Source organism: Xanthomonas sp. F14 (genome assembly GCF_014199865.1).
The window spans coordinates 1,088,370-1,108,247 of sequence record NZ_JACHOM010000001.1; the positions used below are offsets into that span (position 1 = coordinate 1,088,370).

Here is a 19,878-nt window from a genome sequence, read left to right on the forward strand (position 1 = left end):
TGCATCCTGCAGGTACAAGCCGACGCAATGCCTGCGTCGGGAGGGCGGCTAATACAACACCCGCAAGGGGAATATGCCCGCCGGCTACGTGCGGTTTCGAACCTCCCGACATCCCGTCGCCGTTGGTGGCGGTTCTTGGGTTGTTCCAGGAGGGCGTTGCCATGTCTACCGCATCATCCAAGCCGGCATCTGTGCCGGTTGATCTGTTGCCAGCTTCCGCTCACCGCCTGCGTTGGTATGTGCGTGAGGTGCTGCGCCAGCTCGCCACACGCGCAGCTGTTGAGCAGACGAGCGCCAATTGCGCGCATCCGCTGAGTTGCCAGTCCGCTGTGTTGCCGCCCACCTTGCGCCGCCGGTTCGCATGCAAGGCCGTGGCGTTGCAGCAGCGCGTCGCCGCATCCACCAACCACTACCCGGAGGCGCCATGACACGCCGCCGCCCACCCACGGCATCTGCCAGCGCACGGCCCACCCGCACTCGTACGCGCCCCGCGCCGCCTAAGCGGGTGCAGTGGGTTGTTGTGGAACCCGACCGCACCAAACTGCCACCGATGCTGCCGCCCGACCCGGACGCCTCCCCACAAGGCCCCGGCACGCTACGCGCACCCCGCCGCGCCCGCCGCCCGCGCCAATGCACCGTCAGCTACACCCATTACCCCGGCGCCCACGACCACGCCGGCGACCAGCACGTGCCCCATGTCCGCCTCAGCGGCCTATGGCTGGAACAACTGGGCTTTGCCATCGGCACCAAGCTGCGCATCACCGCCAGCGAAGGGCAGCTGCTGATGGAGGTGTTGCCGCCGGTGGAGGTGCCGGCCAAGGCGCGCAGCGTGCGGCGATGATGCTGCGGCTGCCAGACCCCCTGCGATTGACCTCAGTGCCGGATGCCACTAGCGTCGCAGCCACACCAGCGCACAACGGACGCTTCATGATCGCGCGCCCCCTCTACGCCTTGCTCGCCACCCTCGCTCTGGGCGCATGCGCCCACACGGCGGCCACCCCAGCCCCGGCAACCGTCACGGAGACATCTGCCATGAATTCATCCAGTCCTACCACTGTGCCGCCTAACAAGCCCACTGCGGAAGGCTTGCTTGGTCAGCTGCTTGTGTTAATCAAGGGCAGCCAGAACATCTCCGATTTCACTCCCGAGCGTCTGAATTCCACGATGGGGCAGGCGGTTCAGTTCGTGAAAGGCGACGAACGCCGATATCGGGCCTTCGGCCCGCTCACTAAGGATTGGAGTTATGGATTTGGAGTCGATGAAACCAAGCTTGATGGCAGATGGTTCGAATTCCGCTTCGATCGCAATGTGGCCGGTGCATCGCCTGCGATGACCGAAATTTGTCGCCTGGACTTTGATCGTTTTACCCAGCAGCTTGAGCAGATGGGATTTGCGCGTGAGCGCAACATCGTCGAAGACGGGCGCTGGATGAGTGATTTCTTTACGCGCCCAGGAATGCGAGTAGAGGTCTTTCCGCGAGGTGAGGCTGCGGAACCGCAAGAGTTTGTGGCGCACAAATGCGTCGAATGGGTCTACATCCGTTAAGTCCAAGGAGCGGACATGTCACTCAGTCCTGATGCTTTGAAAGTTTTGAATGATTTCGGCAATGAGCCTGGAGTTACCAAACCTCACGTCGATCAACTGAGGCAGCTTCTAACCGATTCGCCGGAACTTACGCGCCAGCTGAATGTGGCAATTGATCAAAAGCTGGTGACTAGTTTCAAGCCTCTCACCGATCCGCATGCTGGAGGCTCGTTTGATCCTGTTGGCCATTCAATCCAGTTGCCACTGACAAAGCTGGTGGGCCCCAATGGAGTTGCTCCCCCATCTGCCGGGGATCTGACTTTTGTCCTTGGGCACGAGTTGCAACACAGCACCTTCAGCCCGGACGCGGAGGCCGCAAGGCAGCAGTTTATGACTGAAGCTCGTACGATTGCGCGCACCACACACGACTACACGTCAGCCGCTGAAAAGGTCATTGCTAGCAACCGTGAGGATGAATCACGTGCAGAGATCGCGGGTTGGAACGCCACCCTCAGCAGGGTGAAGGGCAGTACACCTCAGCCGACCTTGGAGGATATCTATCGTGCGGCCCCAGGACGGATGCGTGACTTCATCGATACCGCTGCGGGAAGCCAAGGTCTCGTCTACACCTTAAAGCCAAATCTTTCCTTGAATCAAGATTTGACCATGTCAGCCACGCCGGCAAATATCGAGGCAATGGGTGTCAACTATTTCGATAAACCAGCACAGGATACGCAGATCGGTTATGGCGGCCTATCTGACTATCACAACCACTACGGACCTTGGGTCATCGGCACCGCAGCGATCTTTGAGCGTCACTACAATAAGGCGCAGCAGGGCACGCCTGAGCAACCGATGATCTTTAACCTGCAGCGGCTTGGTCTCAAAGAGGATGCACTAGAACGCAATGGTATTGACCTGGGCAGCAATACGCGCCCGATGCCTTACCTGGATAGCAGCACCCAGCCCCCGACGCCGGGCTTGTTCCAGCACAGCAAGAACACTCATCTGCATGTCTCGCCGATCTCTGCACAAAAGCTGGAGCAGGAGCTCCGTGCACGTGAATCCCAATCGCAAGGGACCTCAGCTCAGCGTCTTCCGTCAGACCCAGACCATGCGGATCACCCGCTGTACCAGCAGATCAGAGGCGGGGTGCAAAAGCTCGATAGCGCACATGGCAGAGAGTGGGATGCATCGAGCGAGCGCATGACAGCTAGCCTGCTTGCGCTGGCAAAAGAGGAAGGGTTGTCGCGGGTGGATCATGTGGTGCTCAACAACCCAACGGCTCAGCTGGCGGGCGGCGAGAAGGTCTTCGTCGTTCAGGGCGCCCTCAACGACCCGGCTCACCAGCGTGCCCATATGTCGACCATGGACGCCGTGCAGACACCAGAGACTCAGTCGTTCGATCGCCTGCAGGCAATCAACCAGACTCAGGCCCAGGCGCGCGAACAGCAGCAAACGCTGGAGCAGTCCCAGCAAGCCGTCAGCCAGGCTGGTCCGTCGATGACGCGCTGAGTGTTTCGCAACGAGATAACGAGGTCCAAATAACGGTTCCAGGTTCACTTCCACGGCAGCCTGACCTTCGCCAAACCATCGCGCCCATGCCTGCGCGCGTAGCGGCGTAGATCGGCAGCCATGCTGGTAGTAAAAACGACAACGGCCGCAGTACGCGGCCGTTGTCGTTAGATCAGGCAAACAGGATCGTCTTCCCGATTCCCGATTCCCGATTCCCGATTCTCCCAATCCCGAATCCCGAATCCCCAACCTCAATGATCGCTGGAGCGCAGCCCATCCACATCCAGGATCAGCGCCATGCGGCCGTCGCCGATCAGGGTGGCGCCGGCGTAGCCGGGCAGGCCGCGCAGGGCACGGGGCAGGGGCTTGATCACCACTTCCTCGCGGCCGCGGACCTGGTCTACCACCAGGCCGAAGCGGGTTTCACCGGCCTGCAGCAGCACCACCGTCAGCAGCGGCGGTTGTTCGGCAGGCACGCCAAGCCAGCGGCGCAGGTCGATCAGCGGCAGGGTGTGCGAGCGGCGGTCCAGCACGGCGCGGCCGTCGAACCAGCCCAGCGAGGTCTGCGGGGCGTGCAGCACCTCGACCACGCGCGCCAGCGGCAGGGCATAGACCGCTTCGCCGGCCTGCACCAGCAGCGTGGGCAGGATGGCCAGGGTCAGCGGCACACGGATCATGAAGCGGCTGCCGCGGCCCAGTTCGGACTGGATCTGGATCTGTCCGCTGAGTTCGCGGATGCGCGATTGCACCACGTCCATGCCCACGCCGCGGCCGGAGATGTCGGTGACCTCGGCCTTGGTCGAAAAGCCCGGCATGAAGATCAAATGCAGGCACTCGTCGGTGCTCAGGCGGGCGGCGGCCTCGGCGTCGATCAGGCCCTTGTTGCGGGCGATTTCGCGCAGGCGTTCGGGGTCGATGCCGGCGCCGTCGTCCTGGATCTCGATGCTGACGTAGTCGCCTTCCTGCTGCGCCGACAGGCGCACATGGCCGCTGCGCGGTTTGCCGGTGGCTTCGCGCAGGGCCGGCGATTCGATGCCGTGGTCGATCGCGTTGCGCACCAGGTGCACCAGCGGGTCGGCCAGGGCTTCGACCAGGTTGCGATCCAGTTCCGTCTCGGCGCCGATCAGTTCCAGTTCCACTTCCTTGGACAGCGTGCGCGCGACATCGCGGGCCACCTTGGGGAAGCGCGCGAACACCTTGCTGACCGGTTGCATGCGGGTGCGCATCACCGCGGTCTGCAGGCGCGCGGTGGCGATGTCCAGGGTGCTGACCGCGCGGTCGAGTTCTTCGTCGCGCAGGCGGGTGCGCAGGGTCTTGAGACGGTTGCGCGACAGCACCAGTTCGCCGATCAGGTTGACGATGGCATCCAGGCGCTTGGTGTCCACGCGCACGGTCTGCTCGGCGTCGGCGGCCTTGGCCGCCGCCTTGGGCGCGGCCTTGGCGCCAGGCGCAGCAGCGCCATGTGCGTCATCGTGTGCAGGTGCTGCGGCAGCGGCCTTGGGCGCGGCCTTGACCGCCGGCGGGCCGCTCTTGGCATCGAACTGCGCAATCAGCGAGGCCGGCGCGTGCGGCACGGTTTCGCCCGAGCCCATCGCATCCAGCATGGCCTGCAGATAATCCAGCGACTGCTGCGCGGCATCGAAGTGATGCGCCTGCAGCACCGCCTGGCCGGAGCGCGCCATGCCCAGGGTTTCCTCGGCGGCGTGGCAGAGCTCCACCATCGGCTTGATCGCCAGGAAGCCGGCGCCGCCCTTGAGCGTGTGGAAGCCGCGGAACACCGCGTTGAGCTGGTCGGCTTCGTCCGGTGCCTGTTCCAGCGACACCAGCTGTTCGCCGAGGCGATCCAGGATCTCCTGGGCCTCGACAATGAAATCGGCAGCAATATCGTCTGGAACAGCACTCATGGTTACAGCCCCAATCCGGACAGCAGGTCGTCGGCGTCGTCCTGCGACACCGCGTGACGGTCCAGGCCCTTGACTGCAGGACCGGCAAGACCGCCGTCGTCTTTCTTCGGCTCGGGATTCTTCGGCGGCAGGCCGAGTGCACCGAAGCCCTCGTGCACGCGCCGCACGATGCCGGCCACGCGACGGATGATCTGGCCGCTCAGGTCCTGGTAGCTCTGCGCCAGCGACAGCTCGGTCAGGTTATGGCGCATCTTGTCCATCAGCGCGCCCTGGTCCTGGTTCAGGCCACCGTCGCGCAGCTGGTTGGCCAGCTCGCGGCATTCCTCGACCAGGTCCAGCGTGCGATGGCTGGCCTTCTCGGTCATTTCCACCACGTGGTCCAGGCGCGAGCAGGCATCGTCCAGTTCGCCGGCTTCCTCGGGCACGGTGGGCAGCTCGCCCAGCGCCTGCCCGAGTTCGCGCGCGAGCCGGCTCAGGCTCTGCATCATCGGGCGCGTGCGCAGCGCGGCGAGGTGGTCCACCTCGCGCCGCCAGGCGACCTGGTCACCGCTTTCCAGTGCATCGAGCGCGTGCTGCAGGCGCTCGATCAGGGCGGCACGTTCGGCATCGGCTTCCACGGTGGCGTTCATCAGGCGGTCGCCGCCAGACGTTCGAACACCTTGCCCAGCTTCTCTTCCAGCGTCTGTGCGGTGAACGGCTTGATGATGTAGCCGTTCACGCCGCACTGGGCCGCTTCGATGATCTGCTCGCGCTTGGCTTCGGCGGTCACCATCATCACCGGCAGGTGCTTGAGCTTGGCGTCGGCGCGGATGTTGCGCAGCAGGTCGATGCCGGTCATGCCGGGCATGTTCCAGTCGGTGACCACGAAATCGAACGGGCCGGCCCGCAACGCCGCCAATGCGCTGTTGCCGTCTTCGGCCTCTGCGGTATTGGTGAAGCCCAGATCGCCCAACAGATTCTTGACGATACGTCGCATCGTCGAGAAGTCGTCCACGATCAAAATCCGCATGTTCTTGTTCACATCAAGCTCCTAACACTAAAAAATGCGCGAAAAAATCATTCGTCAATTTCGACACCGGCATCGGCCAGTTCGAAGACCTTGAGGCGGCCGCGCAGACGCACCACCGCCTGGCCATGGATCTGGCAGACGCGCGATTCGCTGACACCGAGCACGGCGCCGATTTCTTTCAGGTTCAATTCCTGTTCGTAGTACAGCGACAGCACCAGCTGCTCGCGCTCGGGCAATTGGCCGATGGCCTTGCCCAGCTCGCGGCCGAATTCGCCACGCTCCATCATCTGCTGCGGATTGGGGCCGCCCTTGGCGGTGGTGTCCAGCTCGCCGTGATCCTCGATCCGCGACTCCAGGCTCAGCACCTGGCCGCGGGCGGCATCTTCCATCAGACGCAGGTAGTCGGGCAGCGGCATCTCCATCGCGGCGGCCACTTCGGTGGCGGCGGCGGCGCGGCCGGTGTGCTGTTCGATCTTGCGCACGGCGGCGGCAGCGTCGCGTGCGCGGCGGTGCACCGAGCGCGGCACCCAGTCGCCACGCCGGATTTCGTCGATCATCGAGCCGCGGATGCGGATCGAGGCATAGGTCTCGAACGAGGCGCCCTGTTCGGAGTCGTAACTGCGCGAGGCTTCGATCAGGCCGATCATGCCGGCCTGGATCAGATCGTCCACTTCCACGCTCGCCGGCAGGCGCGCGGCCAGATGGTGGGCAATACGGCGCACCAGGTCGGCGTGCTGGGTGACGATGTCGTTGGCGTTGTTGCGCTGCACGGCGCGGTACTGCGCGCTGGCCGTGGTTGCGGTAGCGGTGCTCATGCGGCCACTCCCCGTTGGATGATGCGTTCGACGAAGAACTCGACATTGCCGCGCGGCACGGTGGGGGCCTGCCAGCGCGAGGTACGGCGAGCGATTTCTGCAATGGCCTGCGCCGACGGACTGGCGGGGTAGGCCTTGATGACCGGCTGCTGGCGCTGCACCGACAGGCGCAACCAGTCGTCCTGCGGCACGTGGCCGAGGTAGTTCAGCGACACGTCGCCGAGGAATTTTTCGCAGACCCGCGACAGCTTGTCGTACAGCAGGCGGCCCTCGTTGGGGTCGCGCACCATGTTGGCGATGATCTGCAGGCGGTCCACGCCGCGTTCGCGCGAGAGCACCTTGATCAGCGCGTAGGCGTCGGTGATCGAGGCCGGCTCGTCGCAGACCACCACCACGGTGTCCTGGGCGGCCTGGCAGAAGGTCAGCACGCTGTCGGTGATGCCGGCGGCGGTGTCGATGACCATCACGTCCAGGTCGCGCTCCAGCTCGGAGAACACGTTGACCAGGCCAATGTGCTGGGCCGGGGCCAGTTCGGCCATGTGGCGGCGACCGGAGGCGGCCGGGACCACCAGCACGCCGCCGGGGCCTTCGATGATCACTTCATCCAGCGTGCAGCGGCCGGCGATCAGGTCGGCCAGGGTGTACTTGGGCGACAGGCCCAGCACCACGTCCAGGTTGGCCAGGCCCAGGTCGGCGTCCAGCAGCAGCGTGCGCTTGCCCATGTCGGCCAGCGCCACGGCCAGGTTGGCGGAGATGTTGGTTTTACCCACGCCGCCCTTGCCACCGGTCACGGCAATGGTGCGCACCGGGCCCAGGGGCTCGGGACGGGTCGCCGACAGGGGGAAGGCGTTGGTCAGCTTGGCGTATTCACGCGACTGCATGGTTGTGCTCCGGAGTACAGGGCTTATCGGCAGCGCGCCGCAAATCTTCAAGGCGAAGAACGAGACTGGCGGCATTGGCGCGGTGCAGGTCGTCGGGGACCCGCTGTCCGTCAGTCACCCAGGTGATGGGCATTTGGTGATCGACGACGACCGACAGCGCACTACCGAAGCGGCCGGTCTCGTCAAGTTTGGTCAGCACCACGCCCTGGGGCTTGGCGTGGGCAAAGCGGCGCACGACCTCGTCGAGGTCGGAAAAGTGCGCGTTGGCAGGCAGCACCAGCAGCGAGGTGACCTGGTGCGCGGCGCGCAGCCAGTTCAGCTGGGCGGCCAGGGCGCGGTCGCGCTGGCCCATGCCGGCGGTGTCGATCAGCACCAGCTTGTAGTCGCGCAGGCGTTCGAGCAGTTCCAGCAGGCTCTCGGCGCTGTCGGCCTCGTGCACGGCGATGCCGAGCTGACGGCCGTAGCTGTGCAGCTGCTCGCGGCCGCCGACGCGCTGGGTGTCGGTGGTGACCAGGGCCACGTCGCGCGGGGCGTGCTGGGCGGCGAAGCGCTGGGCAAGCTTGGCGATGGTGGTGGTCTTGCCGGCGCCGGTCGGGCCGACCAGGGCGATCACGCCGCCGCGTTCCAGCGGGTCGACCGGGGCCACCGGCAGGCGCTTGGACAGCAGGCCCAGCATCAGCCCGCGGCCGCGGTGCAATTCGGTATCGGCCGGGATCTGCAGTGCCACGTCGCGGATCAGGCCGGCGTCGAAGCCGTAGTCGTCCATCAGTTCCAGGGCCTGCGCGCGCACCGGCGAGCCACGCAGGCGCTCGTCGGTCAGGCGGTTCATTTCGCGCTCGATCATCTGCCGCATCAGCGCCAGCTCGCCACGCAACTGCTTGAGTTCTTCATCGTTCTGCGGCGCCGGGGCGGCGGCGACCGGCACCGCGGCCAGCGCCGGCGGGGCGACCACCAGCGGCGGCAACGCGGCCGGCGGCAGGATCTGCGGCAGCGCGTCCAGGTCGAAGTCGGCGTCGTCGTCCAGCGCGTCCTCGTCCTGGTCGTAGCCGGCCTGCGCAGGCGCAGCGGCGGCGGCCATGATCGGGGTCGCCGCCTGCACCGGGGCGGCCTGCACGGCGGCGCGCTGCACCGGCGCGGTGGTCAGGAAATCGGCGAACAGCTGTTCCGGCACGGCCGACAGCGCGTGTTCCTGGCGCGGTGCGGCGGTCACCGCGACGGCGTGCGCCAGGGCCTGGGCGGCGGGCGAGGGGACGGCGGCGCTACGCACCGGTGCGGGCACCTGCGGCTGGCGCGGCACGTTGACCGGCTGGCGCAGCGCCATCGCGGCGATCATGTCTTCGGCGGCACTGGCAACGCGCTGGCGCTGGCTCGTGCCGGCATCGGCGGCCGGCTTCAGCGGTGCGTGGACCGGTGCGGCGGCTGCTTGCGGGGCCGGTGCCTGCGGGGCAGCTGCCGACGGGATCGGCGCGGCGGCAACGGCCGGCGTCTCGGAGCGCGCGGTTTCCAGAGCGCGCTGCACGAGTTCTTCGTCGTAGTTGCTGGCAGCGACGATCTCGATGCCTTCGGCGGTGCGGCGATTGGACAGGATCACTGCGTCCGGGCCGTGTTCTTCACGCACCATGCGGAATGCGGTGCGCATGTCCGGGGCAACGAAGCGTTTGATTTTCATGCGAAGTGCCTCCAGGAACGGGACCCGCCGGACGCCGGACGGGTGCGCGATGAATGTGGGTGTGTTGCCAGCGTCATGAGTTGCCTGTCCCGTTCGGTTGTTCCAAGTGCTGCTCTCGCCCCGCAGCGGTGGCGCTGGCCGCGGTCTCGGCAGAGCTAATGCACGCGGCGTGCCAAAACGGGGTGCCGGGGTTCCGGCGCGGGGGCGCTGGTGTATCGGGACGGGGGCGGGGCTGTGCGTGCGGCCGGGTCCGAGCGCTTTAAGTCAATGGCGTGATTGACTTTTTTCCAGGGCGGCGATGCGCTGGCGTCGTCGTGCGGGCGGATGCGCTGGCGGGTCGGAGGTCCAGTCTGAGGCGCTTGGGACGTCTGGAAACGGCCAGCGCCGTGCAATCGATTGGAGATCCGGACCAGTGGCGGCTTTCCGGCGCCGGGTGCTGGTCGGCGTGGTGGGTAGGTTCGTAGGAGCGCACCCGGGCGCGACGGGCCGTGCCGGTAACGCCTGTCGCGCCCAGGTGCGCTCCTACCGTGGTGTCGGCGTCTGCGGTGTGTTGTCGGATTGCCTGGCCTGTCGTAGGAGCGCACCTGGGCGCGACGGGCCGTGCCGGTAACGCCTGTCGCGCCCGGGTGCGCTCCTACCGTGGTGTCGGCGTCTGCGGTGTGTTGTCGGCTTGCCTGGCCTGTCGTAGGAGCGCACCTGGGCGCGACGGGCCGTGCCGGTAACGCCTGTCGCGCCCAGGTGCGCTCCTACGTCGGCGGGCGGTCTCAGCTGATCGTGCCGACCAGCTTCAGGCGCTTGTCTTCGGGCACTTCGCTGTAGGCCAGCACCGACAGGGACGGGACGCTGTGGCGGACCAGGCGGGCCAGGGCGGCGCGGACCTGGCCGGGCACCAGCACGACCGCCGGTTCGTTGCGGGCTTCCTGCTTGCCGACGCAGTCGGCCAGGCTCTGGTGCAGGCGCTCGGCCAGGCCGGGCTCCAGCGCCACGCCGTTGCCGTGGGTGGATTCCTGCAGCACGCGCTCCAGCTGCGGGGCCAGCGTGTAGACCGGCAGCTCGGCCGACATGCCGGCGATTTCCTGCACGATGAAGCGGCCCAGCGAGGTGCGTACCGCGGCGGTGAGGGTGGTCGGGTCCTGGCTGTGCGGGGCGTGTTCAACCAGCGCTTCGACGATCTTGCGCAGCTGGCGCACCGGGATGCGCTCGATCAGCAGGTTCTGCAGCACGCGCACCACCACCGACAGCGGCAGCGCCTTCGGGGTGAGGTCTTCGACCATCTTCGGCGCGGTCTTGGCCAGGGTCGCCAGCAGCTGCTGCACTTCCTCGTGGCCGAGCAGTTCCGGGGCGTGTTCGCGGATCAGGTGCGACAGATGGGTGGCGACCACGGTGGCCGGGTCGACCACGGTGTAGCCCATTGATTCGGCATAGGCGCGTTGGTGCGGCTGGATCCAGGTGGCGTCCAGGCCGAACGCCGGGTCCTTGCCGGGGATGCCGTCGAGCTGGCCGAGCGCGCCGCCCGGGTCCAGCGCCAGTTCGCGATCGGGATAGATTTCCGCGGTGGCCACCGGCACCCCGTGCACCAGCAACCGATAGGCGTTGGCCGACAGTTCCAGGTTGTCGCGGATATGCACCGGCGGCACCAGGAAGCCGATGTCCTGGGTGAGCTTGCGGCGCACGCCCTTGATGCGCGCCATCAGTTCGCCACCCTGATTCTTGTCCACCAGCGGAATCAGCCGGTAGCCCACTTCCAGGCCCAGCGGGTCGATCGGGCGCAGCTCGTCCCAGCTCAGCTCCGAGCTGGCCTGGGCGGCAGTGGCCGCGGCGGCGGCCTTGGGATCGGTGGCCGGGTCGCCGGTCGGCGGGATGACCAGGCTGCGCTTGTACATTTTCCAGGCGATCACGCCCAGGATCAGGCCCAGCGTCAAAAACGCGACGTTGGGCATGCCCGGCACCAGGCCGACCAGGCCCAGGATGGCCGCAGCCACCGCGAGGGCGCGGTGCTGGCCGAACACCTGGCTGATCATGGCGCCGCGCATGTCCTGCGCGCGCGAGGCGCGGGTCACCAGCAAGGCGACCGAAGACGACACCAGCAGGGCCGGCAGCTGCGCCACCAAACCGTCGCCGATCGACAGCAGGGTGTAGGTGGAGGCGGCATCCACAAAGCTCATGCCGTGCTGGAACATGCCCACCGCCATGCCGCCGACCAGGTTGATGAACAGGATCAGGATGGCGGCGATGGCGTCGCCGCGGATGAACTTGTTGGCACCGTCCATCGCACCGTAGAAGTCGGCTTCCTCGCGGACCTCTTCGCGGCGGGCCTTGGCTTCCTCGCGCGTCAGCAAACCGGCGTTGAGGTCGGCGTCGATGGCCATCTGCTTGCCGGGCATGGCGTCCAGGATGAAGCGCGCGGTCACTTCCGACACGCGTCCGGCACCCTTGGTGATGACCACGAAGTTGATGATGGTCAGGATCGCGAACACCACGATACCCACGGCGTAGTTGCCGCCGATCACGAACTGGCCGAACGCCTCGATCACCTTGCCGGCTGCGGCATGGCCGTCCTGGCCGTTGATCAGGATCACGCGGCTGGAGGCAACGTTCAGCGCCAGCCGCAGCATCGTGGTCATCAGCAGCACGATCGGGAAAATGGTGAATTCCAGCGGACGCTGCACGTAGACGACCGCCAGCAGCACCATCAGCGAGATGGCGATGTTGAAGGTGAACAGCGCATCCAGCACCGGCGCGGCCAGCGGCACCATCAGCATGGCCAGCATGGCCATCAGCGCCAGCGGAGCGCCCAGGCCGTTGCGCAGCAACTCCATGATGCGCCGGGCATTCATCGGGGCGGGTTGGGCGCTCATGCGCTGGCTCCCTTGCCGAACTCATCCACGTCCAGCGACGGCAATTCCGGCATCGGGCCGCCGTTCCAGCCACGCAGCTGGTAGACGTAGGACAGCACCTGGGCCACGACCGAATAGAGTCTCACGGGAATTTCCTTGCCGATTTGCGCTTCTCTATACAAGGCGCGTGCCAAAGGCGGGGCGGTGACGATCGCCACGCGGTGCTGTTCGCAGGCTTCGCGGATGCGGAAGGCCATTTCGTCCACGCCCTTGGCCACCACGATCGGGGCGCGCATCTTGCCGCCTTCGTACTTGAGCGCCACCGCGTAGTGGGTCGGATTCATCAGCACCACGTCCGCCTTGGGCACTGCTTCCATCATCTGGCGCTGCGACATCTGCATCTGCATCTGGCGGATGCGGCCCTTGACCTCCGGGCTGCCCTCGCTCTCCTTCATCTCGCGCTTGATCTCTTCGCGCGTCATCTTCAGCTTCCGTAGCCAGTTCCACTTCTGGTAGGGCGCGTCGATGGCGGCCAGCAGCACCAGCGCGCCGGCGGTGTAGAACAGCAGGCTCTTGGTGAAGTCCAGGCCGTTGCCTACCGCCTGTTCCAGCGGCTGGTTGACCAGCGAGCGCAGGCCGTGCAGGCCCTTGGAGATGCACAGGCTGGCGGCCAGGCCGACGAACAGCAGCCGCAGCACCGACTTGATCAACTCGGCCAGGCTATTGCTGCCCCACATGCGCTTGATCCCGTTCATCGGGTTGAGCTTGTTGAGGTCGGGCATGATCGCCTTGCCGGAAAAGCGCAGCCCGCTCATCAACAGCGGGCCGGCCAGGCCGGCGGCCAGGCAGATGCCGATCAGCGGCAGCATCACCCACAGCAGCTGCAGCAGCAGGTCGCCGAAATGGCCGAACAGCGCCATCGGGTTTTCACGCATCTTCGGGTCCGGGCTGAGCGCGGTCTTCATCCAGACGCTGGCGCCATCGCCGATGCCGCGGGCCAGGGCCATCAGCGCGAACACGCCGGCACCGAACACCGCGGCGGTGGACAACTCGCGCGATTGCGGGATGTTGCCCTGCTCGCGGGCTTCGCGCAGGCGTTTTTCGGTGGGAAGCTCTGTGCGTTCGCCGCCGTCTTCGGACTCGGACATGGAGGTGCCGGTGACTGGTCAGCCCTGTGTCATGCAAGTGGCGTTCCAGTCGCTGGGGCCGGGGGTGGGGAGTCGGGGTCGGGGGAGAGCTGGCCGAGAGGGGGCCGGCCTGAAAAAGTGGCTGATCGGTGCAGGCGGCGCTGTGGAGCCGCTGCGTTGTATGCGCCTGGCCTGCGCCCGGGGCGCGGCTGCTCATGCCACCGAGGATTCGGGCTCTTCCGGTTCGATGCGATTGCGGCCATGCCGCTTGGCGCGGTACAGCGCCTCGTCGGCACGCGCCAGCAGCGTGGCGGCGTTGTCGCCGTTCCGGAACCAGGCCACGCCGACCGAGCAGGTCACCTGTAGCGGCCGGGCGGCACCCACCTCGTACGGTGCCAGGCTGAGCTTTTCGTGGATGGCGCGCAGCCGGTGCTGGCTATGCTGCGACATGCCCGGCAGCAACAGCAGCAGTTCCTCGCCACCGTAACGGCCCACCTTGTCCGAGTCGCGCAGGCAGGCGGTCAGGCGTGCGCCGACCTTGGCCAGCACCGCATCGCCGACCAGATGCCCGTGTTCGTCGTTGACCAGCTTGAAGTGGTCCAGGTCGATCAGCACCACCGCCAGCGGATGCCCGCCGTGCGCACAGGCCTGCAGTTCTTCGGCCATGGCTTCGAGCACGCCGGAGCGGTTGAGCAGGCCGGTCAGGGCATCGTGGCTGGCCTTCAGGGCCAGTGCTGCGCGCGCGCTTTCCAGATCGCGTTTTTCGTGTTCCAGCTGATAGGTGCGCTCGGCCACCAGTTCGGCCAGCATGCGTTCGCGCGCGACCAGGTGGCGGTGCCGCCAGCGCCACAGGCCGGCCAGCAGCGCGCTGCCGATCAGCACATACAACGCGATCGCCGGCGGGCTGCGCCACCACAGCGGGGCCACCGCAAACGGCAGGTCGGCGATCGGCGAGGCGGTGCGGCGGTAGCGGTCCAGCACCTGCACCTGCAGCCGGAAATGCCCGGAGGGCAGCGGCGCCTGGTCGATCGACAGGTTGTCGCTCTGGATCCATTCGTTGTGCAGGCCGAGCAGGCGGTAACGCACGGTCAGACGACTCGGGTCGTCGTACACCTCCATCGTGGACAGCTCGATATGCAGCGGCTGGTCGCTCCAGCCCAGCAACTGGCCGCGCTGCACCGGCACGCCGCCACGGCTGACGCTGTCGATGCGCACGCTGGGCTGGCGCGCATCGAACAGCCGCGCCGGGTCCAGCAGATGGCTCACCCCGCGCGAGGTACCGATCCAGATCGACCCATCCGGATCCTCGGCGAAGGCCGCTTCGGAGATGTCGTCCCACAGCAGGCCCTGCGATTGCGACAGATGCGCCCAACGCTCGCCGTCGTAGACCTCCACGCCGCGCGCATGGCCCACCCAGACCCGGCCGAGGCTGTCGCCGCGCATCAGGTAGACGCCGACATCGCGCAGCGCCTCGTCGCTGATCGCCTGCAGATCCAGCCGCTCGCCCAGCAACATGCCGTGCCAGAGACCGGGCCGATAGAACGCCAGCCACACCTCGCCGCTGTCGCTGATGTGGAACTTGCTGATCCACGGGTCCGAGGCGCCGCCATTGACCAGCACCTCGACCCTGGACCAGCGCGCGCCCTGCAGCCGGAACAAGCCGTTGGCGGTGGACACCCACAACGTGCCGTTGGCGGTCTGCTGGATGTCGGTATAGGCGATGGTGGGCATCTCCGGGACCGCTTCCATCGTGCCGCCCTCCAGCGGATGCCGGATCACGAACAGGCCGCCCGCGCTGAGCATCCACATCCGCCCCTGCCGATCGATCAGCAGGCGGCGTGCGGTGCGCGGCAGTTTGGCGATCTGCGCGCTGCGGCCATCCGGCCAGGTGCGGCGCAGGAAACCGGCCGAATTGAGCGTCCACAGGCTGCCATCGGCGCTGCGTTGCATACCCACGATCTGGATCCCGGAGGCCTGCAGGGCCGGGACGAACCGGCCGCCCGGATCGACCTGGCGGCCGGTGCCGTGTTCGTTGCCGACCAGCAGCGCGCCCTGCGCGTCGCGGGCGATCGACCAGGTGGGCGCGGCCGGCATGCCCTGCGAGGCGTCCCAGTTCTCGATCCATTCGTAGCCGGCCCAGCGCACCAGGCCTTCGCCATCGACGGTCATCCAGACATCGCCATCGCGGTCCACCAGGATCGCATCGCTGCTGCCGGGCGGCAGCCCGTTGTCGGCGCCGAAACTGCGCCAGCGGCCGTTCTCCCAGCGCGCCAGCCCGTCGTTGCGACGTACCAGCACGCGTCCTTCGCGGTCCAGCACCAACGGCGCCTGTCGCCCGATGGTTCTGCCATCGAGCAAGGGCAGCGGCCGCACGCTGAATTTGCTGGCGCCCGGCGCGCGATAGAGCAGGTTGCCGGTGCCGCGGACCCACAGTGCGCCGTCGTGATCACGCAATACGCTGTACCAGCGATCTTCCGGCACGCCTTGGTCCGGCCCGTACACCTGCACCTTGCGCTGCGCATCGATGGCGCACAGCCGCTTGGCGCAGCCGGCCCACAAGGTGTCGCCGTCCACCGACAGGCTCAGCACCTTGGACAGCTCGGGCACGCGCACCCGGGTGGCGGTATCCAGCAGCGGCTCGCTGTGCCAGTGGCCGTTGCCGCGTGCGCTCAATCGTTCCAGCGTGCCGCCATTGGCCAGCACCGTGCCCCAGGAGGGACTGGCCAGCAGCATGTCTTCCTGCAGGTGTTCGGCCTCGTCGGGGGCCAGTTTGCGGAAGCCGTGCTCGTCGCCGACGAACAGGGCCTGGAAGCCGGCCACCCACAGCCGCCCGTCGGCGGCTTCGGCCATCGAGGTGATCGGTTCGTTGCGCAGGCCATCCAGCATCACCTGCTGGAAGCTGCGCCCGTTGTAGCGATACAGGCCGCTTTCGGTACACACCCACAGCAGCGTGGCGCGGGTCTGCAGCAGGCAGGTGCCGGCCAGCCCGAGCAAGCCCTGGTCGTGGGCGTAGCGACGAATGCTCGCGCTCTGCGCGCCGGCCAGATCGGCCAGCGACAGCAAGGCCAGCAGCAGCACCGCCAAGAACGGTGCGCGCCGGCCTGACGACCTGCATTGACGGTACTCAACCCCCACGAGCGTTGCACTCTCCCACGCATCGGCGCGTGTGCTCCGCGCCCCTCGCGCGGGTGTCTCACGCTTGCCATGGGCGGCCCCCATAGCAGGCCGCAGTAAACCGACTAGCGGCTGTTCACGCGTGTTTCTTTAATGCTTAAGCAGGCATGGCGGCGTGAGTGCGCAGCGCGCACGGCCCTTGCCGGGCGCGTGTTGTTCCCTGGGCCGGACCCTGTCGCTGCAGGCGCGATCACGCCGATGGCTTGATGCCGGTCGCGCAACGGCTGCATGGCTGCCCGCACGCAGGCGTCGCAGCGGACACGTCTTTCCCGGCAAGGCGTCCGTGGGAGGCTACGTGCCCGGCCGGTTGGCAGATCGCAGCATTGGCGCTGTCCTTCGGCCTGCGTCCAGACGCGGGTTCAGCCGCTGGACGCGGCGTCGTAGCGCACATGGTCGTAATCGATGCGGTTGCGTCCATTGCGCTTGGCGCGATAGAGCGCGGCGTCGGCACGCGCCAGCAGCTGTTCCAGGGTTTCGCCCGGCTGGAACCAGGCCACCCCGACCGAGCAGGTCACCGGCAGCACGCCACCATCGATCGGGTAGTTGCCGCAGATCCCGCGATGCAACGCCTGCAGGCGATGGGTGGACTGGGCACTGAGCCCCGGCAGCAGCGCCAGCAATTCCTCGCCGCCGTAGCGACCGATGCGGTCGTCGCCGCGCACCAGCGTATCCAGGCGCCGGCCGACTTCGGCCAGCACCGCGTCCCCGGCCAGGTGGCCGTGCTGATCGTTGACCAGCTTGAAGTGGTCCAGGTCGATCAACACCACCGCCAGCGGCCGCGCGCTGGTGTCGGCACGCGCCAGCATGCCGCGCAGCGCGTGCAGGATGCCGGCGCGATTGAGCAGCCCGGTCAGCTCGTCGTGGGTGGCCTTGAGCGCGAGCTCGGCGCGTGCCGCCTCCAGCTCGCGCTTGTCCTGTTCCAGCTCGGCAGTGCGCTCGGCCACCAGTTGCTCCAGTTCGCGTTTGCGCCGCAGCAGCTTGCGCGTGCGCCAGCGCAGCAGCGCGATCACCGCGGCAATGCCCAGCAGCACGTAGCCGGCCACTGCCGGCACGCCGCGCCACCACGGCGGGCGCAGCACGAAACGCAGCCGCGCGACCGGGCTGGCGCTGCGCTGGTAGGCATCCAGCGCCTGGACTTCCAGCGTGTAGGTGCCGGGCGGCAACAGCGGGTAGGTGAGGTGACTGAGCGAGGTCTGGGTCCAGCGTGCCTGGTGGCCCTCCACCCGGTAGCGGAAGCTGATGCGGTCCGGGCCGCCTTCGGCGCCGGGCGCGCTGATGTCCACATCCAGCGGCACCTGCGACCAGTCGACCTGCGCCCCCGGCGTGATCGCCTGGTTGCCACGCCGCACGCGCAGGATGTCCACGCGCAATGGCGGTGCGGCGAACACGCGCAACGGATCGATCAGATGGGTGGCACCGCGGCTGCTGCCGAGCCAGATGCTGCCATCCACGTCCTCGAAGAACGCATTGGCCGACATGTCGTCCCACAACAGGCCCTCGGTGCGCGTGGCCCGCGACCAATGGCCGTTTTGCAGCATGTCCAGGCCCTGGCTGCTGCCCAGCCACAGCCGGCCCTCGCGGTCGTGGCGCAGGATGAACGGCATCACCCGCGCCACCAGCGGATCGTCGACCGCGCGCAGCGCCAGCACGCCATCGGCCTGCAGGCGGCCATGCCACAGCCCGGTATCGCGCAACGAGATCCACAGCTCGCCATCGGGAGCAAAATCGATCAGGAAGAAATCCTGGCTGGGCAGCACGCCACGCACCTGCACGCGTTGCCAGGCACCGTCTGCCTGCCGCTTGTACAGCCCCTCGCGGGTGCTGGCCCAGAGCCGGCCCTGGGGATCGAGATCGACATCGCCCACGAACGCGGCCGGCACGCCCGGATCGCGGATGGCCTGGTATGGCGCGCCCGGCGTCATGCGATACAGGCCGCGCGGGGTGGTGATCCACAAGGTGCCGGCGGCGTCGAACAACAGCTTGTTGATCGGCAGGCCCAGCTGCAGCACGTCGACGGTCCGGCCGCTGCGCGGATCGCGCCGCGCCAGTGCGCCGGACGAGCGCGCCACCCAGGCCGCGCCGTCCGCCGGCGAGAGTGCCAGGGAGATCGACTGCAGCAGCGGCTGGCCGTCGTCCAGCGTCCAGGGCTGCATGCGCCCGCTGCGCGGATCCAGCACATTGGAGCCGGCATCGCCGCCGACCAGCAGCTCGCCGCTGGGCAGGCGCTGGATCATCCAGGTCGGCGCTTCCGCCAGGCCCTGGCTCTCGTCCCAGTGTTCGATGTTGCCGTAGCCCAGCCAGCGCTGCACGCCCAGGCCACGGGTACCGATCCACAGCTGGCCGGTGCGCTGCATCAGCAACGGGCCGACCATCGGGCTGATCGGCAGCCCCTGGTCGTGGCCGAAGTAGCGCCAGTGATCGCCTTCCCAGCGCACCAGGCCGCGATCGGAGCGGGTCAGCAGGCGGCCCTGTGCATCTTCGGACAGGGTGGTGGCGGCCGAGAGCGTGTCGAAGCTGGTGCCTGCCGGCGCCGCATGGTTGCGGAATACACGCTCGCCCGGCGCGCGCGACAGCACCAGGCCGCCGCCGCGCAGCCACAGGGTGTTCTGGTGGTCGCGAAAGATCGCCCGCCACTGCCGCTCCGGCACTCCGTCGGCTTCGCCGAGCAACTCGGTGCGTCCGTTCTCGTCGATCCGGCAGACGTGCGGCCCGCAGCTGCTCCAGAGTGCCGTGCCATCGGCAAGTAACGCCTTGCCGGCCGGCAGAGTGGTGCCATTGGCCAACTGCAACGGCAGCGGGTGCACCGACCAGCCGCCCGTGTGGTCCGGCGACAGGCGCAGCAAGGCGTTCTCGCTGACCACCACTATGCCGCCGGCATAGGCAGCCAGCACATTGCCGCTGTCGGCGCGGATCGGTTTGCCGTCGCGCAGCAACTGCACGAACGCACCGCCGTCGCGTACGAACACGCCGTTGGCACTGGCTACCCATAACCGTCCTGCGGCATCCAGCGCCAGGGCGCGGATATAGCGCGCATCCAGGCCACTCTCCTGGCCAACCGGGGTGAAGCTCTCGCGCTCGAAGCGGTGCAGGGCCAGCTCGGTGCCCACCCAGACCACGCCCTGGCGGTCTTCGAGCAGGCTGTTGACGGTCATGCCCTGCAGGCCATCGGCCTGGGCGTAGTCGCGGAAGCTGTAGGTCTGCGCCCGCGCGTGGCCGCACGCCAGCAGCACGGCAATCCAAAGACAGCCCCAGGCCCACCAGTGGCCGCGTCGTGACGCAATCGGAGCGAACAGCGCAGACACGTTGGGCATCGGTTCCCGCCGACTTTGGCGTGGGTGAGTGATGGCGATTGGCGGTATCAATCGTCCTGTGGCGTTGACGGCTGACCAGCGAAAAACTTGAGGCAGTTCACAGTTATGGATG

The 19,878-nt window shown here is 67.4% G+C and carries 13 protein-coding genes; 3 read left to right on the plus strand and 10 right to left on the minus strand.

Annotated elements, in window-relative coordinates:
• Window positions 1-424 precede the first annotated feature (424 nt).
• From GGR73_RS04750 to GGR73_RS04760, 3 genes are all read left to right on the plus strand, one after another.
• Window positions 425-841: a SymE family type I addiction module toxin gene (locus GGR73_RS04750; RefSeq protein WP_076038903.1), complete on the plus strand. Its 417-nt coding sequence runs from the start codon at window positions 425-427 to the stop codon at window positions 839-841.
• Window positions 842-927: 86 nt separating this feature from the next.
• Window positions 928-1,545, plus strand: a complete 618-nt coding sequence (locus GGR73_RS04755) for a hypothetical protein (protein ID WP_074053428.1) — start codon at window positions 928-930, stop codon at window positions 1,543-1,545.
• Window positions 1,546-1,560: 15 nt separating this feature from the next.
• Entirely contained in the window at window positions 1,561-3,039 is a 1,479-nt protein-coding gene (locus GGR73_RS04760) for an XVIPCD domain-containing protein (protein WP_184455848.1), read from the plus strand.
• 251 nt (window positions 3,040-3,290) lie between these two features.
• Here GGR73_RS04760 and GGR73_RS04765 read toward each other — a convergent pair whose 3' ends face one another.
• The 10 genes from GGR73_RS04765 to GGR73_RS04810 all read right to left on the minus strand — a co-directional run bounded on the left by GGR73_RS04765 (window position 3,291) and on the right by GGR73_RS04810 (window position 19,766).
• Window positions 3,291-4,943: a chemotaxis protein CheA gene (locus GGR73_RS04765; RefSeq protein WP_016904945.1), complete on the minus strand. Its 1,653-nt coding sequence runs from the start codon at window positions 4,941-4,943 to the stop codon at window positions 3,291-3,293.
• A gap of 2 nt (window positions 4,944-4,945) precedes the next feature.
• Entirely contained in the window at window positions 4,946-5,572 is a 627-nt protein-coding gene (locus tag GGR73_RS04770; RefSeq protein WP_016904946.1) for a protein phosphatase CheZ, read from the minus strand.
• Window positions 5,572-5,964: a chemotaxis response regulator CheY gene (gene cheY, locus GGR73_RS04775; RefSeq protein WP_002813536.1), complete on the minus strand. Its 393-nt coding sequence runs from the start codon at window positions 5,962-5,964 to the stop codon at window positions 5,572-5,574. The genes GGR73_RS04770 and cheY overlap by 1 nt, the downstream gene beginning before the upstream one ends.
• Before the next feature lie 35 nt (window positions 5,965-5,999).
• The gene (locus tag GGR73_RS04780; protein ID WP_024937674.1) at window positions 6,000-6,767 is read right to left on the minus strand and encodes an RNA polymerase sigma factor FliA; all 768 of its coding nucleotides are present in this window, start codon (window positions 6,765-6,767) and stop codon (window positions 6,000-6,002) included.
• The gene (locus GGR73_RS04785) at window positions 6,764-7,648 is read right to left on the minus strand and encodes a MinD/ParA family protein (protein ID WP_010374294.1); all 885 of its coding nucleotides are present in this window, start codon (window positions 7,646-7,648) and stop codon (window positions 6,764-6,766) included. The genes GGR73_RS04780 and GGR73_RS04785 overlap by 4 nt, the downstream gene beginning before the upstream one ends.
• Window positions 7,635-9,317, minus strand: a complete 1,683-nt coding sequence (gene flhF, locus GGR73_RS04790) for a flagellar biosynthesis protein FlhF (protein ID WP_184455850.1) — start codon at window positions 9,315-9,317, stop codon at window positions 7,635-7,637. Before flhF ends, GGR73_RS04785 begins: the two co-directional genes overlap by 14 nt.
• Before the next feature lie 764 nt (window positions 9,318-10,081).
• Window positions 10,082-12,154, minus strand: coding sequence for a flagellar biosynthesis protein FlhA (gene flhA, locus GGR73_RS04795; RefSeq protein WP_024937671.1), 2,073 nt, complete (start codon window positions 12,152-12,154; stop codon window positions 10,082-10,084).
• Between the two features lie 17 nt (window positions 12,155-12,171).
• On the minus strand, window positions 12,172-13,302 hold the full coding sequence (flhB, locus tag GGR73_RS04800; RefSeq protein WP_046342540.1) for a flagellar biosynthesis protein FlhB: 1,131 nt from the start codon (window positions 13,300-13,302) through the stop codon (window positions 12,172-12,174).
• Window positions 13,303-13,494: 192 nt separating this feature from the next.
• Window positions 13,495-16,416 (minus strand): ligand-binding sensor domain-containing diguanylate cyclase, encoded by a 2,922-nt coding sequence (locus tag GGR73_RS04805; protein ID WP_184455851.1) that lies wholly within the window; start codon window positions 16,414-16,416, stop codon window positions 13,495-13,497.
• A gap of 398 nt (window positions 16,417-16,814) precedes the next feature.
• Window positions 16,815-19,766: a diguanylate cyclase gene (locus GGR73_RS04810; protein ID WP_184455853.1), complete on the minus strand. Its 2,952-nt coding sequence runs from the start codon at window positions 19,764-19,766 to the stop codon at window positions 16,815-16,817.
• Between the last annotated feature and the right edge of the window lie 112 nt (window positions 19,767-19,878).

Coding starts and splice junctions, on each gene's coding strand:
- flhB (WP_046342540.1), bottom strand. CDS start 13,302: ATGTCCGAGTCCGAAGACGGCGGCGAACGCACAGAGCTTCCCACCGAA.
- GGR73_RS04765 (WP_016904945.1), bottom strand. CDS start 4,943: ATGAGTGCTGTTCCAGACGATATTGCTGCCGATTTCATTGTCGAGGCC.
- GGR73_RS04770 (WP_016904946.1), bottom strand. CDS start 5,572: ATGAACGCCACCGTGGAAGCCGATGCCGAACGTGCCGCCCTGATCGAG.
- GGR73_RS04760 (WP_184455848.1), top strand. CDS start 1,561: ATGTCACTCAGTCCTGATGCTTTGAAAGTTTTGAATGATTTCGGCAAT.
- GGR73_RS04785 (WP_010374294.1), bottom strand. CDS start 7,648: ATGCAGTCGCGTGAATACGCCAAGCTGACCAACGCCTTCCCCCTGTCG.
- flhF (WP_184455850.1), bottom strand. CDS start 9,317: ATGAAAATCAAACGCTTCGTTGCCCCGGACATGCGCACCGCATTCCGC.
- flhA (WP_024937671.1), bottom strand. CDS start 12,154: ATGAATGCCCGGCGCATCATGGAGTTGCTGCGCAACGGCCTGGGCGCT.
- GGR73_RS04750 (WP_076038903.1), top strand. CDS start 425: ATGACACGCCGCCGCCCACCCACGGCATCTGCCAGCGCACGGCCCACC.
- GGR73_RS04810 (WP_184455853.1), bottom strand. CDS start 19,766: ATGCCCAACGTGTCTGCGCTGTTCGCTCCGATTGCGTCACGACGCGGC.
- GGR73_RS04755 (WP_074053428.1), top strand. CDS start 928: ATGATCGCGCGCCCCCTCTACGCCTTGCTCGCCACCCTCGCTCTGGGC.
- GGR73_RS04780 (WP_024937674.1), bottom strand. CDS start 6,767: ATGAGCACCGCTACCGCAACCACGGCCAGCGCGCAGTACCGCGCCGTG.